At 41.6% G+C, this 15,401-nt stretch carries 16 protein-coding genes; 13 read left to right on the top strand and 3 right to left on the bottom strand.

Going from position 1 to position 15,401, the window contains the following annotated elements; translation table 11 throughout:
* The first annotated feature begins 135 nt into the window (after window positions 1–135).
* The 3 genes from ACFWE9_RS02610 to ACFWE9_RS02620 all read left to right on the top strand — a co-directional run bounded on the left by ACFWE9_RS02610 (window position 136) and on the right by ACFWE9_RS02620 (window position 1,883).
* On the top strand, window positions 136–519 hold the full coding sequence (locus ACFWE9_RS02610) for a DnaJ family domain-containing protein (RefSeq protein ID WP_230154521.1): 384 nt from the start codon (window positions 136–138) through the stop codon (window positions 517–519).
* Window positions 520–583: 64 nt separating this feature from the next.
* Window positions 584–1,162 (top strand): signal peptidase I, encoded by a 579-nt coding sequence (gene lepB / locus ACFWE9_RS02615; protein ID WP_230154523.1) that lies wholly within the window; start codon window positions 584–586, stop codon window positions 1,160–1,162.
* Window positions 1,163–1,397: 235 nt separating this feature from the next.
* The gene (locus ACFWE9_RS02620) at window positions 1,398–1,883 is read left to right on the top strand and encodes a DedA family protein (RefSeq protein ID WP_230154524.1); all 486 of its coding nucleotides are present in this window, start codon (window positions 1,398–1,400) and stop codon (window positions 1,881–1,883) included.
* Window positions 1,884–1,964: 81 nt separating this feature from the next.
* On the opposite strand, the gene ACFWE9_RS02625 is transcribed toward ACFWE9_RS02620, so the two are convergent.
* Window positions 1,965–2,699: an SDR family NAD(P)-dependent oxidoreductase gene (locus ACFWE9_RS02625; RefSeq protein WP_377355443.1), complete on the bottom strand. Its 735-nt coding sequence runs from the start codon at window positions 2,697–2,699 to the stop codon at window positions 1,965–1,967.
* Window positions 2,700–3,205: 506 nt separating this feature from the next.
* Between ACFWE9_RS02625 and ACFWE9_RS02630 the strand changes: the two genes are divergently transcribed.
* From ACFWE9_RS02630 to ACFWE9_RS02665, 8 genes are all read left to right on the top strand, one after another.
* Window positions 3,206–4,543 carry an MATE family efflux transporter gene (locus ACFWE9_RS02630; protein ID WP_230154526.1) on the top strand — a complete coding sequence of 446 codons (1,338 nt, stop codon included), beginning with the start codon at window positions 3,206–3,208 and terminating at the stop codon, window positions 4,541–4,543.
* 146 nt (window positions 4,544–4,689) lie between these two features.
* Complete coding sequence (gene pepV, locus ACFWE9_RS02635) at window positions 4,690–6,102, top strand: dipeptidase PepV (protein WP_230154527.1); 1,413 nt, start codon at window positions 4,690–4,692, stop codon at window positions 6,100–6,102.
* A 21-nt stretch (window positions 6,103–6,123) separates the two neighbouring features.
* Window positions 6,124–6,978, top strand: coding sequence for a D-amino-acid transaminase (gene dat, locus ACFWE9_RS02640; protein WP_230154529.1), 855 nt, complete (start codon window positions 6,124–6,126; stop codon window positions 6,976–6,978).
* 277 nt (window positions 6,979–7,255) lie between these two features.
* Window positions 7,256–8,494: an Nramp family divalent metal transporter gene (locus ACFWE9_RS02645; protein WP_290370496.1), complete on the top strand. Its 1,239-nt coding sequence runs from the start codon at window positions 7,256–7,258 to the stop codon at window positions 8,492–8,494.
* A 442-nt stretch (window positions 8,495–8,936) separates the two neighbouring features.
* Complete coding sequence (gene thpR, locus ACFWE9_RS02650) at window positions 8,937–9,491, top strand: RNA 2',3'-cyclic phosphodiesterase (RefSeq protein WP_377355465.1); 555 nt, start codon at window positions 8,937–8,939, stop codon at window positions 9,489–9,491.
* A gap of 28 nt (window positions 9,492–9,519) precedes the next feature.
* Window positions 9,520–10,530, top strand: coding sequence for an NERD domain-containing protein (locus tag ACFWE9_RS02655; RefSeq protein WP_230154531.1), 1,011 nt, complete (start codon window positions 9,520–9,522; stop codon window positions 10,528–10,530).
* Window positions 10,517–11,455 (top strand): diacylglycerol/lipid kinase family protein, encoded by a 939-nt coding sequence (locus ACFWE9_RS02660; RefSeq protein WP_230154533.1) that lies wholly within the window; start codon window positions 10,517–10,519, stop codon window positions 11,453–11,455. The genes ACFWE9_RS02655 and ACFWE9_RS02660 overlap by 14 nt, the downstream gene beginning before the upstream one ends.
* A gap of 310 nt (window positions 11,456–11,765) precedes the next feature.
* A complete protein-coding gene (locus ACFWE9_RS02665; protein ID WP_230154535.1) occupies window positions 11,766–12,548 on the top strand; it encodes a phosphotransferase family protein in 783 nt (260 codons plus the stop codon).
* Here ACFWE9_RS02665 and ACFWE9_RS02670 read toward each other — a convergent pair.
* Window positions 12,534–12,824, bottom strand: coding sequence for a YtzH-like family protein (locus ACFWE9_RS02670; protein ID WP_230154537.1), 291 nt, complete (start codon window positions 12,822–12,824; stop codon window positions 12,534–12,536). The genes ACFWE9_RS02665 and ACFWE9_RS02670 overlap by 15 nt on opposite strands.
* 254 nt (window positions 12,825–13,078) lie before the next feature.
* Between ACFWE9_RS02670 and trmB the strand changes: the two genes are divergently transcribed.
* Together trmB and ACFWE9_RS02680 are read left to right on the top strand one after the other, a co-directional pair.
* Window positions 13,079–13,717: a tRNA (guanosine(46)-N7)-methyltransferase TrmB gene (gene trmB, locus ACFWE9_RS02675; protein WP_230154539.1), complete on the top strand. Its 639-nt coding sequence runs from the start codon at window positions 13,079–13,081 to the stop codon at window positions 13,715–13,717.
* A gap of 341 nt (window positions 13,718–14,058) precedes the next feature.
* Window positions 14,059–14,904: a YtnP family quorum-quenching lactonase gene (locus tag ACFWE9_RS02680; protein WP_230154547.1), complete on the top strand. Its 846-nt coding sequence runs from the start codon at window positions 14,059–14,061 to the stop codon at window positions 14,902–14,904.
* 47 nt (window positions 14,905–14,951) lie between these two features.
* Here the strand turns inward: ACFWE9_RS02680 and ACFWE9_RS02685 are convergent, their stop codons facing one another.
* On the bottom strand, window positions 14,952–15,269 hold the full coding sequence (locus ACFWE9_RS02685; protein ID WP_230154556.1) for a PepSY domain-containing protein: 318 nt from the start codon (window positions 15,267–15,269) through the stop codon (window positions 14,952–14,954).
* Window positions 15,270–15,401 lie beyond the last annotated feature (132 nt).

Consider the following 15,401-nt stretch of genomic DNA (forward strand, 5'->3'; position numbering starts at 1 on the left):
GAATATGGTTTGCGGAAAGCAAGGCATATATAATAGTAGAAAGTGTGTGTTGAATGATATTTCAGGTGAGTGAATGTTGATAAAAAATGTTATGATTGTAAAAAGATGTAAAAATGATCTGAAGGGGGATTGTTTATGGGCAAAGAGCAGGGGCATGTAAACTGGATGGATCAGATTTTCCTCGATTATGAAAAGAACGGCGGTCTAAAGAATAATCCTGGCTTTGGAAAACCACTTCCGGAGTCGGCGCTCTCGGGAAATATGTATGATAACTTCTTGGCGAAGGCCAAAGATGCCGGCTTTCTTCCGCTTTGGATAAAATGGCAAAAAGAAATTCGGGAAGCACTAGCCGAGGTGGTTCGCTTGAGAAAAATGAATGAAGAAGAATCTGAATTAAACAATCGAATTGAAGATATTAATGAGAAAGTACGTACATATAATGGGATTTGTCCGCCCAAAATGCAACGTAGGGAAATAGAGTTGGAAAGCGTTGAAATCCAGTATGGAAAATGGAAGTAATTGATAATGTACAAAATGTGGGTATTTGTATGACGTGATTATGAAAGGATTATGATATAATGGCATGAATAAAAAACAGAGAGAGGGACTTCGATTGGAAAACAGAAAAGAAGTTTTTTCATGGATTAAAGCGATTGTGATTGCAGTCATTCTAGCTTTTTTAATTCGAACGTATATTTTTGCTCCCATTGTCGTGGACGGTGAGTCAATGATGCCAACTCTGCAAGACCACGAACGAATTGTACTTACCAAGTTTGGAACCGATATCGATAGCATCGACCGGTTTGATATTGTCGTTTTTCATGCAACGGCAGATAAAGATTATATAAAAAGGGTTATCGGTCTGCCAGGTGACCATATCGAATATAAAGATGATACGCTTTATATTAATGGGAAAGCTTATAAAGAACCATACCTGGACAAATATAAGAATGAGATGGCAGGAATGCCGCTGACCGAATCCTTCAAGCTCGAGGATATTACAGGCAGTATGACAGTGCCGGACGATCAGCTGTTCCTTATGGGGGACAATCGCCAAAATAGTTTGGATAGCCGTGAAATCGGTACGATTTCCGTTGATGAAATCGTCGGCAAGGCGAATCTAGTGTACTGGCCAATCAAGGAAATAAAAATCGTGAATTAAGACGTAAGCGGACTCGGTCATCGAGTCCGCTTTATCATTGGCAAATATTCATTTCGCATTCAAGTTTTTCAACATAAAACGTGTTTATTCTACTTTTTTTTACTTTTTTTATGAAAATCAACTCATTTTAGGTTAAATTAGGTTATCCTATTAAAAAGAAGTAATCACGTTAACCAGGCCCGCATTATTAATTGGATTACTTTGTAAAAAGGGTGACTGAGATGGAGTACTAAAGATGGACATGGTAAAAGAACTAATATCAAACTATGGTTATTTTGCGATATATGCACTGCTGGCCATTGGGATTATTGGCTTGCCTGTACCTGATGAGTTTATGATGACTTTTGTCGGCTATTTGTCATCCATTTCTGTTTTGAATGTCCAAGGGGCATTCCTCGTAAGTTTTCTTGGTTCGATTTCTGGGATGCTGATCAGTTATTTCATTGGGAAAAAGGTGGGTAAGCCTTTTTTGAGAAAGTATGGTAAGTGGATCAAAATGACTCCTGCAAGGGTGGAAAAGCTGGAGAGTTGGTTCAATAAATACGGTCCATGGACCCTTATCATTGCTTATTTCATCCCGGGTGTTCGCCACTTCGCTAGTTATTTTTCCGGAATGAACGGAATGGAGAAACGGAAGTATTTCATTTTTGCAGGTGCAGGAGCATTTAGTTGGTGTTTGGTATTTACGTCTTTTGGCTATTTCATTGGTGTGTTGACTTAATTTATTACTCCAATAGCTATTCCAAGGTTAAAAATCCCGTTTCTGGATTCCGGAAATGGGATTTTCCATTTCTGCCTTTTATTATTGAGCGGAGTATCCACCGTCGATGACCAGCTCGGCACCAGTTACGTATGAAGCGTCATCGGATGCTAGATAAAGCACGGCATTTGCAATATCCGCCGGCTGACCCAAACGTTGTAATGGAGTTGCCTTGATCATTTGGTTCACTAACTCTTTTGACTCTTCTAATTTTTGTGTCATTGGTGTTTCGATGATACCAGGGAATACGGCATTGACACGGACGCCCATGCGGCCATATTGTGTTGCAGCTGCCTTGGAGATAGCACGAACGGCACCTTTGGAAGCTGAATAAGAGTTTAAGCCCATACCGATTTGAGCTGTAAAGGAAGAAATGTTCACAACTGCGCCTTTACCTTCTTTAGCCATGTAAGGAACAACGTGTTTCATTCCAAGGAAAGGTCCAAATCCATTAATGCTTAACATTAGCTGCCAATCAGCCAATGTCGTATCGTTAATGCCTTTTTCTGTTGATATCCCGGCATTGTTAACCAAAATGTCGATTTTGCCAAATTTAGCGATCACTTCATCCGTCACCTTTTTCCAGCTTTCATCTGAAGATACATCAAGTACAGTTCCATGGACGTTATCCAATTCATTTACAACAGCTACAGCTTTTTCATTGATATCAGCCGCAATGACTTGTGCTCCTTCCTTTGTGAATAGGTCTACCATTTCCCTGCCCATGCCAGATGCTCCGCCAGTGATAATGGCTACTTTATCAGTCAATCTTCCCATCATGATCACTCCCAATTAGTTTGTTATAACCATGAATATATGTCAAAGCTAGTTCAAAAGTTATATTATCAACGAGCAATACTATTCCTTCTGGATGAATCCGTCAAGCATTTTATTTTCCGGCTTGCGCCTTTACTTTTTCTTGCTGGATAAAAAGTGGATGCATGTTTGCAATAGTTGATATATTTAAATGGACTGCCCATAATCGCTGTAAGTTGAAAACGTTATCAATCATTTAATATTCAAATATTGATCCCATAGATTGGCAAAATCTAAATGCTTAACCCGTTCTATTTGAAACGATTCACAAGTAATCTTGTAGAGGCATTGCATGCAATTAGGGTCCTCGAATTCCTGGCAACTGTTGTCGGGGAGCACGATAAGTTCAATTCTAGTGAGTAAAATTGAATACTGCAATCTTTTTGTACTTTTAATACAAATTTTTATAACGTCATTCCAATTTTGGTTTTTTCTGAAATTTAATGTAAAAAGGAGATCATCCATGTATGAATAACAGAACGTATCTTTCCTTGGCCATTCCGCTTACGATTTCAACGATGAGTACGCCCTTGCTCGGTGCGGTTGATACGGCTGTGGTTGGAAGGTTGAGTGATCCCGCTTATATTGGCGGCGTAGCTGTCGGAACGATTATCTTTAATACGATGTATTGGCTTTTTGGTTTTCTTCGGGTCAGTACATCTGCCTTCGCTGCACAAGCAGAGGGTGCAAGGGATGAAAAGCAAAGCCTGATGGCCTTGATTCGGCCTTTTTTCATAGCGGCGATTATAGGTCTTCTTTTTATCGTGATCCAAAAACCCATTTTGCATGTTTCGTTAGGCGCAATTGGTCCGGGATCGGAAGTATCCGCCTTTGCTGCAGATTATTTCGGCATCCGGATATGGGGTGCGCCTTTTGCATTATTGAACTATGTCATCTTAGGCTGGTTAATCGGGAAATCGAAGATCAAAACATCTTTGTTCATACAAGTTTTCATGAACGTGATCAATATTGTCTTATGCCTGGTTTTTGTAAATGGCTTTTCATGGTCTGTATCAGGCGTTGCTGCCGCTTCATTGATATCAGAAATTGCCGCTTTTTTACTGGGCTTGTGGGTGATCCGGAAAGCGGTTAACGTCCCGGATGCATTTTCATTACTGGAGGGGTTCGATCGGGCTTCCCTGAAAAAAATGATGGTGGTCAACAGGGATTTATTCATCAGGACCATTTGTCTGATCACGGTTTTCAATTTTTTTACGGCCAAGGGAGCCACTTTCGGGACAGAGACACTGGCGGCCAATGCCGTACTCATTCAAATCCATTATCTGATGGCCTATTGCTTTGATGGATTCGCTAACGCTTCGAGTCTCCTTGTCGGGAAGGCCATCGGTTCAAGAAATATACACCTTTATAACAAAACTCTCTCACTATCGGCGCAGTGGGGCTTGTATGCTTCTTTCATACTTGCCGTATCATACTATCTATTTAGCGATGAGATTATCCTGCTTTTCACGAATATTCCAGGAGTCATCGAACTGGCCCATGAATACGGACTTTGGATTGTTTTATTCCCTTTCAGTGCCTTTATCGGACTCATTTTCTATGGAGTGTTTACCGGTGCGACTGAAGCCGTTCCTGTAAGGAACTCGATGCTCCTTGCCCTATTGGCTTTTCTATTTGTCCAATTTTCAGCAGTCCCGCATCATGGCAATCATGGATTATGGCTTGCATTCCTGGCTTTCAGTTTAGGGCGTTCAGTGTTTTTAGCATTATACATCCCAAGACTGAACCGAAAAGTAACAAAGCTGATGGATGACGATCGTCTAATGAAATCATCTTCTTTTTAATGAAAAGAGGGTTTGTGTAGGGAACTTTATCGGTAGTTAGACGTTAGCGATAATACGGGAATACGAAGAAAAGGTAGCAACATTTGGCGAATAAGATAGTAAAAGTGATAAAATGAAAAATATATATAAAAGAGGAGTTGTCGATTTTGAATGAATTGAATTGGCGAGAAGAAGTTGAAAAACGGAAAATGGACCTGTTACTGGACACACAAAATTTATTGAAAATAAAAAGTGTACTGGATGAAGAACATCCGACTAAGGAGGCCCCATTCGGTAAAGGGGTGAAGGAAGCGCTTGATTTCATGCTTCAATTAGCCGAAAAAGACGGTTTTACCGTGAAAAATGTTGATAATGTCGCTGGTCATATTGAAATGGGTGAAGGCGAGGAGTTAATCGGGATATTATGCCATGTCGACGTAGTACCTGAAGGGGATGGCTGGAGTTCGGATCCGTTTGGAGCTGAAATCCGCAATGGCCGCATATATGCTCGTGGGGCAATCGATGATAAAGGGCCGACGATGGCTGCCTATCATGCGATGAAGCTGGTACGGGAGCTAGGGGAGCCTTTGAACAAACGCGTGAGGATGATTATTGGAACCGATGAAGAATCGAACTGGCGCTGCGTTGACCGGTACTTTGAAGTGGAGGAAATGCCCACGATGGGCTTCGCACCAGATGCTGACTTCCCGATCATCAGTGCGGAAAAAGGAATCTGGGATTTCTCTGTTATACAACCAGCCGATGTAGGAAATGGTACGAACTCTGAAGTGAACGTAATGGAATTTTCTTCAGGTCGAAGGACGAATATGGTACCGGATTTTGCAACGGCACTTGTGGAGGCGGCTAACCCTGCTGAAGTAGTGGCAAACTACCAGGATTATTTGCAAAAATACTCATTGAAGGGCCAAGCTGTTCCGCAAAAAAATCAAGTGCTTCTGGAATTGAACGGTGTCTCGGCGCACGCGATGGAACCGAAAAATGGTAAGAATGCAGGTCTGCATTTAGCCGTATTTTTAGCTGATCATACTCTTGATCCGCATGCGAAAGCTTACTTCTCTTTCATCAAAGATCGTTTGTTTGAAGATTCCCGCGGAAATAATTTAGGTGTGGCATATTCGGATGAGCAAACGGGTGAATTGACGGTCAATGCCGGCGTTTTCAATTATTCCAAACAGGGGGACAGCTCGATTGGTTTCAGTATGCGATATCCGGTGACGTTCGAATGGGACAAGGAAAAGGCGGCATTAGAAGATAGGCTTGCGGCATATAATTTGAAAGTGAAGACCAATTCGCATTCAACGCCGCATTTTGTGGACAGTGAAAGCTTTTTGATTAAGACGTTGCAGAAAGTTTATGAAGCGGAGACAGGTGATAAAGCTGAACTCCTTTCCATTGGGGGAGGCACCTACGCCCGTTCGTTGAAGGAAGGCGTTGCATTCGGCCCGCTTTTCCCTGGCAGCGAAGACATTGCGCATCAGAAAGATGAATATATTGATATTGAGGATATGCTTAAGGCTACGTCCATTTATGCACGTGCCATTCATGAATTGGCTAAATAAGAGGCTAAAGAGGGAGAAAATATGGGAAAAATCATTTTTAACAGCGACCTTAAAAGCAGGTCGGAAGTAAAGGTTGATATTGAAGACCGGGGATATCAATTCGGTGATGGAGTCTATGAAGTCATCCGGGTTTATAATGGCGAATTATTTGCGGGGGACATGCATCTGAACAGGCTGATGGACAGCGCGAAGTTGATTAAGATGAAAGTTCCCTATACTGTAGGGGAAATCAAGACCCGTATGAAAGAGCTGATCACTGAAGACCAACTGAAGGACGGTATCGTCTATATGCAGTTGACGAGAGGAGTATCTCTGCGTACACACGCGTTTCCAAGTGCAGAGGTGGAACCGGTCTTTGTTGCCTATACGAAGGAAACTCCTTATACAGGAAAAATGAAGCCAGGGGTCAAGGGAGTTACGACCGAGGATATTCGCTGGCTGCGCTGTAATATCAAGAGTTTAAATCTACTGGGTAATATAATGGCTAAACAGCAAGCGGTGGAAGCTGGCTGTGACGAAGCGATTCAGCATCGTGATGGCACGGTGACGGAGGGAAGTTCGTCCAATGTCTCAATCGTGGTGGATGGATTACTTAAAACGCATCCGGCCACAAACTTGATCCTGAATGGAATTACCCGTCAAGTGATGCTGAAGCTTTGCGCTGATCATGGAATTCCCTATGTCGAAGAAGCCTTCACAGTCGAGGACATGATGGCAGCCGACGAAGTCCTTTATACGAGCACAAGCGTTGAAGTGACACCAATTATTAATATCGATGGCCAATCGATTGGTTCCGGAGAACCCGGTCCGATAACCCAAAGACTGCAGAAACTGTTTTCTGAGGAAATCGAGAGGCAATGCGGTCCGGTTAAATAAATGTGTTCATCCCCTTGCCATAACTGGCAAGGGGTTTTTTTTATTTTTCAGCAATCTCTGAGGTGTATGCCGGAAGGGAAGGAAAACATGTCCGAATCCTTTTTACCCGCCTGTGTTTTTAACGTTTATAACATCCTCCTTATGCGGTAGAAAACCTTTGAAAATTTAAGTTTGTCCTTTTTGACATTTTCAAGATTCAGGAATATACTTGCTAATAACCTAAAAAGTTTACCCATTGCAACATTTTGAGTTGCGTGTAAAAGGAGTTGAGATAGATATGTCTGATGTATTGCATCAATCTTCTTCCAGAGGATTTAAAAAACTGCTTCCTTATCTAGGACCGGCATTTATAGCGGCTGTGGCCTATATTGATCCGGGGAATTATGCCACCAATATTACAGCCGGATCAAAATATGGCTATACGTTATTATGGGTTATCTTCGCTTCTAATTTAATGGCTGTATTAATTCAATCACTGTCAGCTAAACTAGGGATAGCAACTGGGAAAAATCTTCCTGAATTATGCAGGGAGAAATTTTCGAAAAAGACCTCATTCTTATTATGGATTCAGGCCGAAGCCGTTATCATGGCAACAGACTTAGCAGAATTCATAGGAGCTGCACTTGGAATCTATTTGCTCTTTGATTTGCCGCTTATCACATCGGCCATTATAGCCGCAATTGGCTCCTTTGCCATTTTGGAAATCCAGCGTAGAGGGTATCGTACATTCGAAGCCTTGATCACGGTCATGATTTTTGTTGTAGTGCTTGCCTTTGGTGCTCAAGTTTTTTATGCACAACCTGACACTTCGGCTGTTGTTTTAGGACTCTTCACTCCAAAATTCGAAGGGGTGGACAGTATTTTACTATCAGCGGGTATGCTTGGAGCGACCGTTATGCCACATGCAATTTACCTTCATTCCTCTTTAACTCAGAAGAGAATAGTCGGTAAAAATGATTTGGAAAGAAAGCGGATTTTCCGTTTTGAACTAATTGATATTGTCATTGCCATGTTGATTGCAGGTGGTATCAATGCTGCCATGGTCATTGTTTCAGCTGCCCTATTTCATAAGAACGGAATACTTGTAGAAGACTTGGATGTGGCTTACCACCAATTTGGTGCCATGCTTGGACCATCTGTCGCGATGTTTTTTGGAATAGGATTATTATTTGCCGGTTTATCAAGCTCTTCCGTTGGTGTAATGACCGGTGACGTAGTCATGCAGGGATTCATTAAAAGGCATATACCGATTTATTTGAGAAGGGTCATTACAACCGTTCCACCACTGATCATCATATTATGGGGAGTGAATCCATCTAAAGCTCTTGTGATGAGTCAAGTGATACTCTCGTTTGGAATCGCGTTTGCCTTAGTGCCATTGATCATGTTTACTAGCAATAAAAACATCATGGGCAACCTGGTTAATCATAAAATCACCACGAGCGTTGCCTGGCTTATTGCAATACTTATCATCGGGCTGAACTTATTCCTGCTTTATGAAACACTGTTCAGCTAAAGGGGAGAAGGACCAATTTTTGGTCCTTTTTTCTTTGCTTATCATTTGTTCTTTGAATAGATCGTCCGTCACCGGGGAAATCCGACCTAATGCATGAGCAAATCGTCCGTCAATGCGGAAAATCCGACCTAATGCATGAACAAATCGTCCTTCTCAGCGGGGATCCGACCTAATGCATGAACAAATCGTCCTTCTCAGCGGGGATCCGACCTAATGCATGAACAAATCGTCCGTCACCGGGGAAATCCGACCTAATGCATGAACAAATCGTCCGTCAACGATGAAAATCCGACCTAGAACATGAACAATTCGGCCCTTCTAAACCCTTGTTTACGGATTGATTTTCCCAGTCGGAATATCATGAAGACAAGTACGAGTGGGGGTATATCCAATGGGAATTATGGTAAAATTATAGGGAAAACAGGAAGGAATGTTCGTGACCATGAATACTCATTTTTTCTTTGCTTTAGTGTTACCTGATGATATAAAGGCATACTTATATGCTGTAACGGAACAACTGAAGTCAGAGTTTCCATTTAAGAAATGGCTGCATCCAGCCGATTATCATATTACGATGGCGTTTTTGGGTAATGCTCCCGATTCATTGAAAAAGGATGCTTTGGAGCGTGTCGAAAGGGAGCTTGCCGATGAGACCTCATTCGAGCTGAAACTTGACGGTATCGGTGGTTTTGGCAAGAATGAAAGTCCAAGAATTCTTTGGGCAGGTGTCCAAAAGCAAGAAAGGCTTTTTACCATTCAAAAGAAAATCTATGACTCATGTGTAGAGGCGGGTTTTGAACTTGATAAAAAGCCGTTTAAGCCCCATATAACGCTAGCAAGAAAATACGAGGGGGAAAGTCCCTTTTCGCTGGAGGGCGTCCGACAGATAGCCAATTTGGAGGGTGAGCATTTTGAAGCAGTCCAGGTTGCGCTTTATCAAACACATCTCGGAGCTTTCCCTTCATACGAAAAGATATTCACGATAAACTTTCAATAATAGAGAAAGAAAGATGGGTGGTGGTCGAATGGCACAGCTCATAAAGATGCAGGATTATATTTCCCGGTATGAGCAGGATATTTATCGATATCCAACACAATTTGCACGACTGAAAAAGCAGCAATGGGATAAATTGAAGGCTGCATATGATGCGGGCGAGCTAGATCGATTGTATAGCGAATATGACGCGGGTGAAATCGAGGTCAAAATTGACGCGCCTCACGAAGAGTCAAAGGGCTTATTCAAAAAAGTGAAAGGCATATTTCACCGAACGGATAAACAGGAGGCAGAGGCAGAAGAGTTGCTAATATCGAACCAGGTTGAAAATCCCAATATATTTTCATTGAGATTTCCGAACCGTCCAGCTAGTGTGGATGAATTAAAGCAGAATTTTTTAAATCAATTGCTCCGCTTTCAAATGAAATGGGGGAGTTCGACGCTTCGTGAAAAGTCATTTGTGGACCAAACATTCTTTTTGGATGAAAGGCTCCGCTTTTTTCTGCAGCGTTTTCCGGATACGTTTCTCGTATTATATAAACCTATCTTTCTATTGAAAAACGCCCCTGTTGAAGTCGATGTCATTTTATTGACCCCTATTGACGCTTGGTGCATCACTTTTCTGGAAGCGGAAGAAGATGCAGCTTTCATCGGTTCAAGCGATCGGTTCTGGGTCCGCAGGCATCATAAGCATCCTGATAAAAAAGTGCTCAATCCTTTATTGGGTGCAAATCGGATGGGGAACATCGTCTCCCAGTTATTTGAGCTATATGAAGTGAATGTGCCGATAAAAAAGGTGATTCTATCGCGAAATGGTTATGTGGATTATCTTGAAACTCCATATGATATGACCATATTGGATAAGCGGACCTTCCCGGAATGGTTTGAAAAAATGCGTTCCATTTCATCTCCGCTTAAGGCACAGCAATTAAAAGGAGCTCAGGCATTGCTGGAATATTGCCAAACTACATCCAGCCTGCGACCGGAATGGGATTCGGAATATAATAACCAAACAGAGGGAAATGAGCATGCCGCACCTTAACGAAACACTGTATTTCATTGTCAATCCAATGGCTGGAAATGAAGAAAGTATGAAGGTTTGGAAAAAAGCCGAGGAAATGTTGAAATCACAAGGTGTTCCTTATGAAGTGTTTTTTACGAGAGAAAAGGGGCATGCATTAAGATTGACGAAGGAAATCCTATCAGGGACGAATCAGGAAACAAGGGTGATCGCTGTCGGGGGAGATGGTACGATAAATGAAATGGTAAATGGCGCCATTCGTTTTCCTCATGCAATCATCGGAGCACTTGCGGCTGGATCTGGCAATGATTATGTAAGGGGCGTTCAAAAAACAAAGAGTGTGGAAGAAGCCCTTTCTTTATTTCAGGAGAACGCCTGCAGGTTCGTTGACATTGGACAGTTTGAGACGGATGGTAGGGTTGGTTATTTTATGAATAGCCTGGGTATGGGGATTGATGCGGAAATTTCCTTTGAATCCGACCGTTCGCTTTTGAAAAAATGGTTTAATTTTGTCAAAGCGGGTAAATTAATTTATCTGTTCATATTTTTAAAAAAGTTATTCAAATATGAGCCTAGCTGCATGGAATTGATCGTTGATGGAAATCGGCATCTATTGAAAAAGGTTTGGTTCATCGTCATTGCGAATCAGCCGTACTTTGGCGGCGGAATGAAGATTTCACCGATGTCAAAGCCGGATGATGGCAGGTTGAATGTGATTGCGGTCCATGATATTTCATGGTTGAAATTATTGAGCGTATTCATCACCGTTTTATGGGGCGGTCACCTGCACATTAAAAACGTTGATGCTTTTTCTGGAGAAACGATGAAAATGAAGAATTACGGGTCAGTAAAAATCCAATCGGATGGAGAAATTGTTGGAATGGATGAAGTAGCTGTAGAGGTTCTGAAGGAGAAAATCCGCGTCATGTTCAAGGATGATAGTTGATACAAAAATATGAAATGATTTATTTGTTTTTGTTTTATGCGTATAATCGTTTTATAGTACTTGACGAAGAAACCGTTTTTCAACTAAAATTTAATTTATGGCTATTGTTAAATTGCTCAATAGCTATTTTTTTATTTCTCAAAAATGAGGATGTTTTTAATTGCGGGTGTCATCCCGATGCACGTATATATGCAGCTTCGCCAGCAGGCGGATTTTTTATTAAACATGGACTCAAAGTAGTGGTAATACATACACTAGGTGAACGTACCCACATTTGTATGATTAAGCGAGGAAATCGAAGGTGAACCAGTTGGAACATTTATTAGGTCAGGAGTGGGATATATCCCCTGCTGGAGGAGCTACGGGAGAAGCCTTTATTGCCGAAAAAGATGGGCAGAAGCTCTTCCTTAAACGAAATTCATCGCCATTTTTAGCTGTTCTATCAGCTGAGGGCATTGTTCCAAAGTTAATGTGGACAAAACGCCTGGAAAATGGGGATGTAATTACGGCCCAGCATTGGATGGAAGGCAGGGAGCTATCTCAGCAGGAAATGAACAATATAAGAGTCGCAAAGCTGCTTCAAAAAATTCATCAATCCGATCCTTTGTTAAGCATGCTCAAAAGGCTTGGGAAATCCCCTTTACGACCTGAAAGTATACTTACAGACATAGAAACCGGGTTAACTTCGGATGTTACGGAAATCCCGATTATCAAGCAAGCCATTCATTTTTTACAGAACAATCTCCTGTTGATTGAATGTGACGAAAAAGTCGTCTGTCATTGTGATGTGAACCATAATAATTGGCTTATGACGGAAACCGACGGATTGTTCCTAATTGATTGGGACGGAGCGGTCATTGGCGATCCGGCCATTGACCTCGGCATACTTCTGTATTCTTACGTCCCAAGGAATGAATGGAAGCAGTGGCTTGCCCGATATGGCAAGAAGCTTGACGCAGGCCTGGAGATGAGGATGAAATGGCACACGGTTTCACAACTTGTGCTTTCCATCCAATGGCATCATCGTAGAAAGCGGTACGAGGAAAGAAATGATTTACTGCAAAAACTTGAAGCATTATTAACGGTTGACTGATCCGTATTGATCCATGTCATCCACCCACTGGGATAAGTCGTTCTGGTGGGTTGTAATATGTGCATCTAAATCAGCGGCACCGATGCCTGTCTGACTGTATTCGTAAATCTCTGTCAGTATCGTTTTCACATTGCTATCAATATCCATATTGACCATTAAGGATTTGACGAGCCTTTCAACCTGCTCACATTCAGAAACGGATCCGCAGCAGTCTGATTGATGATTGGTTAATATATCTTTCAATAGTGACATTTGATGTTCATGGGAAAGTGGCATTATAATTTCTCTCCTTTCTTAAATATGGATCTAAGGGATTCTCAGGTTGTTTTCGCCTGCCCTTCACTTATTTATGGTGTGTTTTGCGGAAAGTTTTATACATGAAAACTACAGAGACTGCCGCCTGGATGGACGGTGGTTTTTTTGTTGATTCAGTGGGTACATGCAGGCTTTTCCTGAAAAAATCAACTTGCAGGAATCCATCCACTCGTGTTATGGTTTGAACGATTATATTTATAAATAGGGGTGTCATCATGCGTTTAAGAAATAAACCTTGGGCTGAAGACCGTTTGAATGATTTTCCACAATATGTAATTCAGCAACCAGTGAGCCATAAAGGTAAATGGCATGAAGTTTTCGGTAACGATAATCCGTTATATATTGAAGTGGGTACAGGGAAAGGCCGTTTCATTACAGAAATGGCGAAGGCCCATCCTGATGTGAATTTCATTGGAATAGAAGTATATAGAAGCGTCATTGTAGCTGCACTGGACTTGCTGATTGAGGCGGAAGTGCCAAATTTAAAGCTGTTGAATGTCGATGCTGCGAACTTAGGGGAATATTTTGAAAAAGGTGACGTTGATCGCGTCTACTTGAATTTCTCTGATCCATGGCCGAAATCACGTCATGCTAAACGTCGGTTAACGTATAAGACCTTCCTTGAAGTTTATGAAGGCATCCTGCCAGACCAGGGAGAGATTCACTTCAAGACGGATAACCAAGGATTATTCGAATCTTCATTGAAGAGTATATCCGAATACGGCCTGCTCTTGAAATATGTAAGCCTTGATCTGCATAACAGCAGCTTTGAAGGTAATATCATGACTGAATATGAAGAGAAGTTCTCGAGTAAAGGAAACCGGATATACCGATTGGAAGCAATGTTCCAATAATGTTCGATTAGAAACCAGGTGCACTGCATCTGGTTTTTATGTGGTTTAAGAATAGATCAATGCGCTCTTTGCGCGCAGAAGCAATAAGGCTGCCGTGAACCTCTCAATAAAACTTTATCAAAGCAAAACATACTTCAATGGTCGATACTTGATGACGGGTATTTTCAGAATACTAAGTTATGGATGAGATATTATAAAACCTTAAGCCGATACGAAAGATTTTCATTGGGTAAATCGTAAAGGATAAATAAGTGTGTTTTTTTATTCCTACGAACGTGATGACCGTTATCAATTTCAATAATTGGAAGTGGATGTTAAACTAAAGGGAGAGGAGGGGTAAAATGGAAACTTTGCAAATCGGGGAAATTAAATTAACATGGCTGAATGGCGGTGTGACTCACTTGGATGGTGGTGCAATGTTTGGTGTTGTACCGAAACCGCTCTGGTCCAAGAAGTATCCTGTTAACGAAAATAACCAGATCGAGTTACGTACGGATCCAATTTTAGTGCAGGCAAATGGGTTGAACATGCTAATCGATTCAGGGATTGGTAATGGGAAGATGAATGATAAGCAAAGACGGAATTTTGGGGTGGCGGAGGAATCCAATCTTGTCGAGGATCTTGACAGTCTTGGGATAGGGCCAAATGAAATCGATTACATTTTAATGACCCATCTGCATTTCGACCATGCATGTGGCTTGACGAAACGTGAAGGTGATGCTTGGGTGCCTGTTTTCGAGCGTGCAGAAATTATTACGACACAAACTGAATGGAAAGAAATGCAAAACCCCAATATTCGTTCAAAAAGTACATATTGGTCTGAAAACTGGGAAGCGGTAGCTTCTCTTGTGCGTCCTTTTGAAGGAGAGAAAGAAATTACGGACGGTATTAAAATGATCCATACAGGTGGGCATAGTGACGGACATGCAATCATTATCCTTGAGGATGGTGAGGATAGGTTGATCCATATGGCAGATATCATGCCGACGCATGCACATGCGAATGTCCTCTGGGTACTCGCTTATGATGATTATCCGATGACTTCCATCGAGGCGAAGGAAAAGTGGATGAAATCCGGACTGGAAAATGGGTCTTGGTATAGCTTTTACCATGATGCCCATTACCGTGCAATCAAATGGGATGCAACAGGTAAGGGGATAATAGCCGAATTGAAACGGAAGCGGTAAGTGGGATAGCGAAAGGAGGACGTCATTTTGACGGTCCTCCTCTTGTTTCAATCATTTTGCGCATTTAGCTCCAAGATCGTTCCTGTAGAGGCATCTGCAACAAATTCGAATTGCTCGCGTTTTCCCTCTGTGTTTCTAGTGATCCCGCCTTTATACACTTCATAGTCCAAATCATTTTTTGTATAGATTTCCGGCTTCATCAAGATCCATGAGCCATATATATTTCCATCTTTTTTGACTGTTTCCTTAACTTGGGCTAACACTTTATCCGGAGAAGGTCTGCTAGATTGATCCAATATTTGTTTTGTCGCATAGCCAGCAGCGAATCCGGCTACAGTACCTAGTAAAAACGTTTTCCAATTCATTGATTTCTCCTCCATTGCTTTTTTTCAATCACTTCTTCTAGTATACAGAAGAACGCTTTATTTGACTAACAATTTGAAATTTTAACCATTAACTGATAAATTAGAACTATCTAGTGTAATATGATGCTAAGT

The sequence above is a fragment of the Peribacillus sp. NPDC060253 genome, assembly GCF_042727425.1.
Classification (GTDB): domain Bacteria; phylum Bacillota; class Bacilli; order Bacillales; family DSM-1321; genus Peribacillus.

What these genes read in the sequence shown, in the direction of transcription:
- ACFWE9_RS02610 (WP_230154521.1), top strand. Translation starts at nt 136, where the DNA reads ATGGGCAAAGAGCAGGGGCATGTAAACTGGATGGATCAGATTTTCCTC.
- lepB (WP_230154523.1), top strand. Translation starts at nt 584, where the DNA reads ATGAATAAAAAACAGAGAGAGGGACTTCGATTGGAAAACAGAAAAGAA.
- ACFWE9_RS02620 (WP_230154524.1), top strand. Translation starts at nt 1,398, where the DNA reads ATGGACATGGTAAAAGAACTAATATCAAACTATGGTTATTTTGCGATA.
- ACFWE9_RS02625 (WP_377355443.1), bottom strand. Translation starts at nt 2,699, where the DNA reads ATGGGAAGATTGACTGATAAAGTAGCCATTATCACTGGCGGAGCATCT.
- ACFWE9_RS02630 (WP_230154526.1), top strand. Translation starts at nt 3,206, where the DNA reads ATGAATAACAGAACGTATCTTTCCTTGGCCATTCCGCTTACGATTTCA.
- dat (WP_230154529.1), top strand. Translation starts at nt 6,124, where the DNA reads ATGGGAAAAATCATTTTTAACAGCGACCTTAAAAGCAGGTCGGAAGTA.
- ACFWE9_RS02645 (WP_290370496.1), top strand. Translation starts at nt 7,256, where the DNA reads ATGTCTGATGTATTGCATCAATCTTCTTCCAGAGGATTTAAAAAACTG.
- thpR (WP_377355465.1), top strand. Translation starts at nt 8,937, where the DNA reads ATGAATACTCATTTTTTCTTTGCTTTAGTGTTACCTGATGATATAAAG.
- ACFWE9_RS02655 (WP_230154531.1), top strand. Translation starts at nt 9,520, where the DNA reads ATGGCACAGCTCATAAAGATGCAGGATTATATTTCCCGGTATGAGCAG.
- ACFWE9_RS02660 (WP_230154533.1), top strand. Translation starts at nt 10,517, where the DNA reads ATGCCGCACCTTAACGAAACACTGTATTTCATTGTCAATCCAATGGCT.
- ACFWE9_RS02670 (WP_230154537.1), bottom strand. Translation starts at nt 12,824, where the DNA reads ATGCCACTTTCCCATGAACATCAAATGTCACTATTGAAAGATATATTA.
- trmB (WP_230154539.1), top strand. Translation starts at nt 13,079, where the DNA reads ATGCGTTTAAGAAATAAACCTTGGGCTGAAGACCGTTTGAATGATTTT.
- ACFWE9_RS02680 (WP_230154547.1), top strand. Translation starts at nt 14,059, where the DNA reads ATGGAAACTTTGCAAATCGGGGAAATTAAATTAACATGGCTGAATGGC.
- ACFWE9_RS02685 (WP_230154556.1), bottom strand. Translation starts at nt 15,269, where the DNA reads ATGAATTGGAAAACGTTTTTACTAGGTACTGTAGCCGGATTCGCTGCT.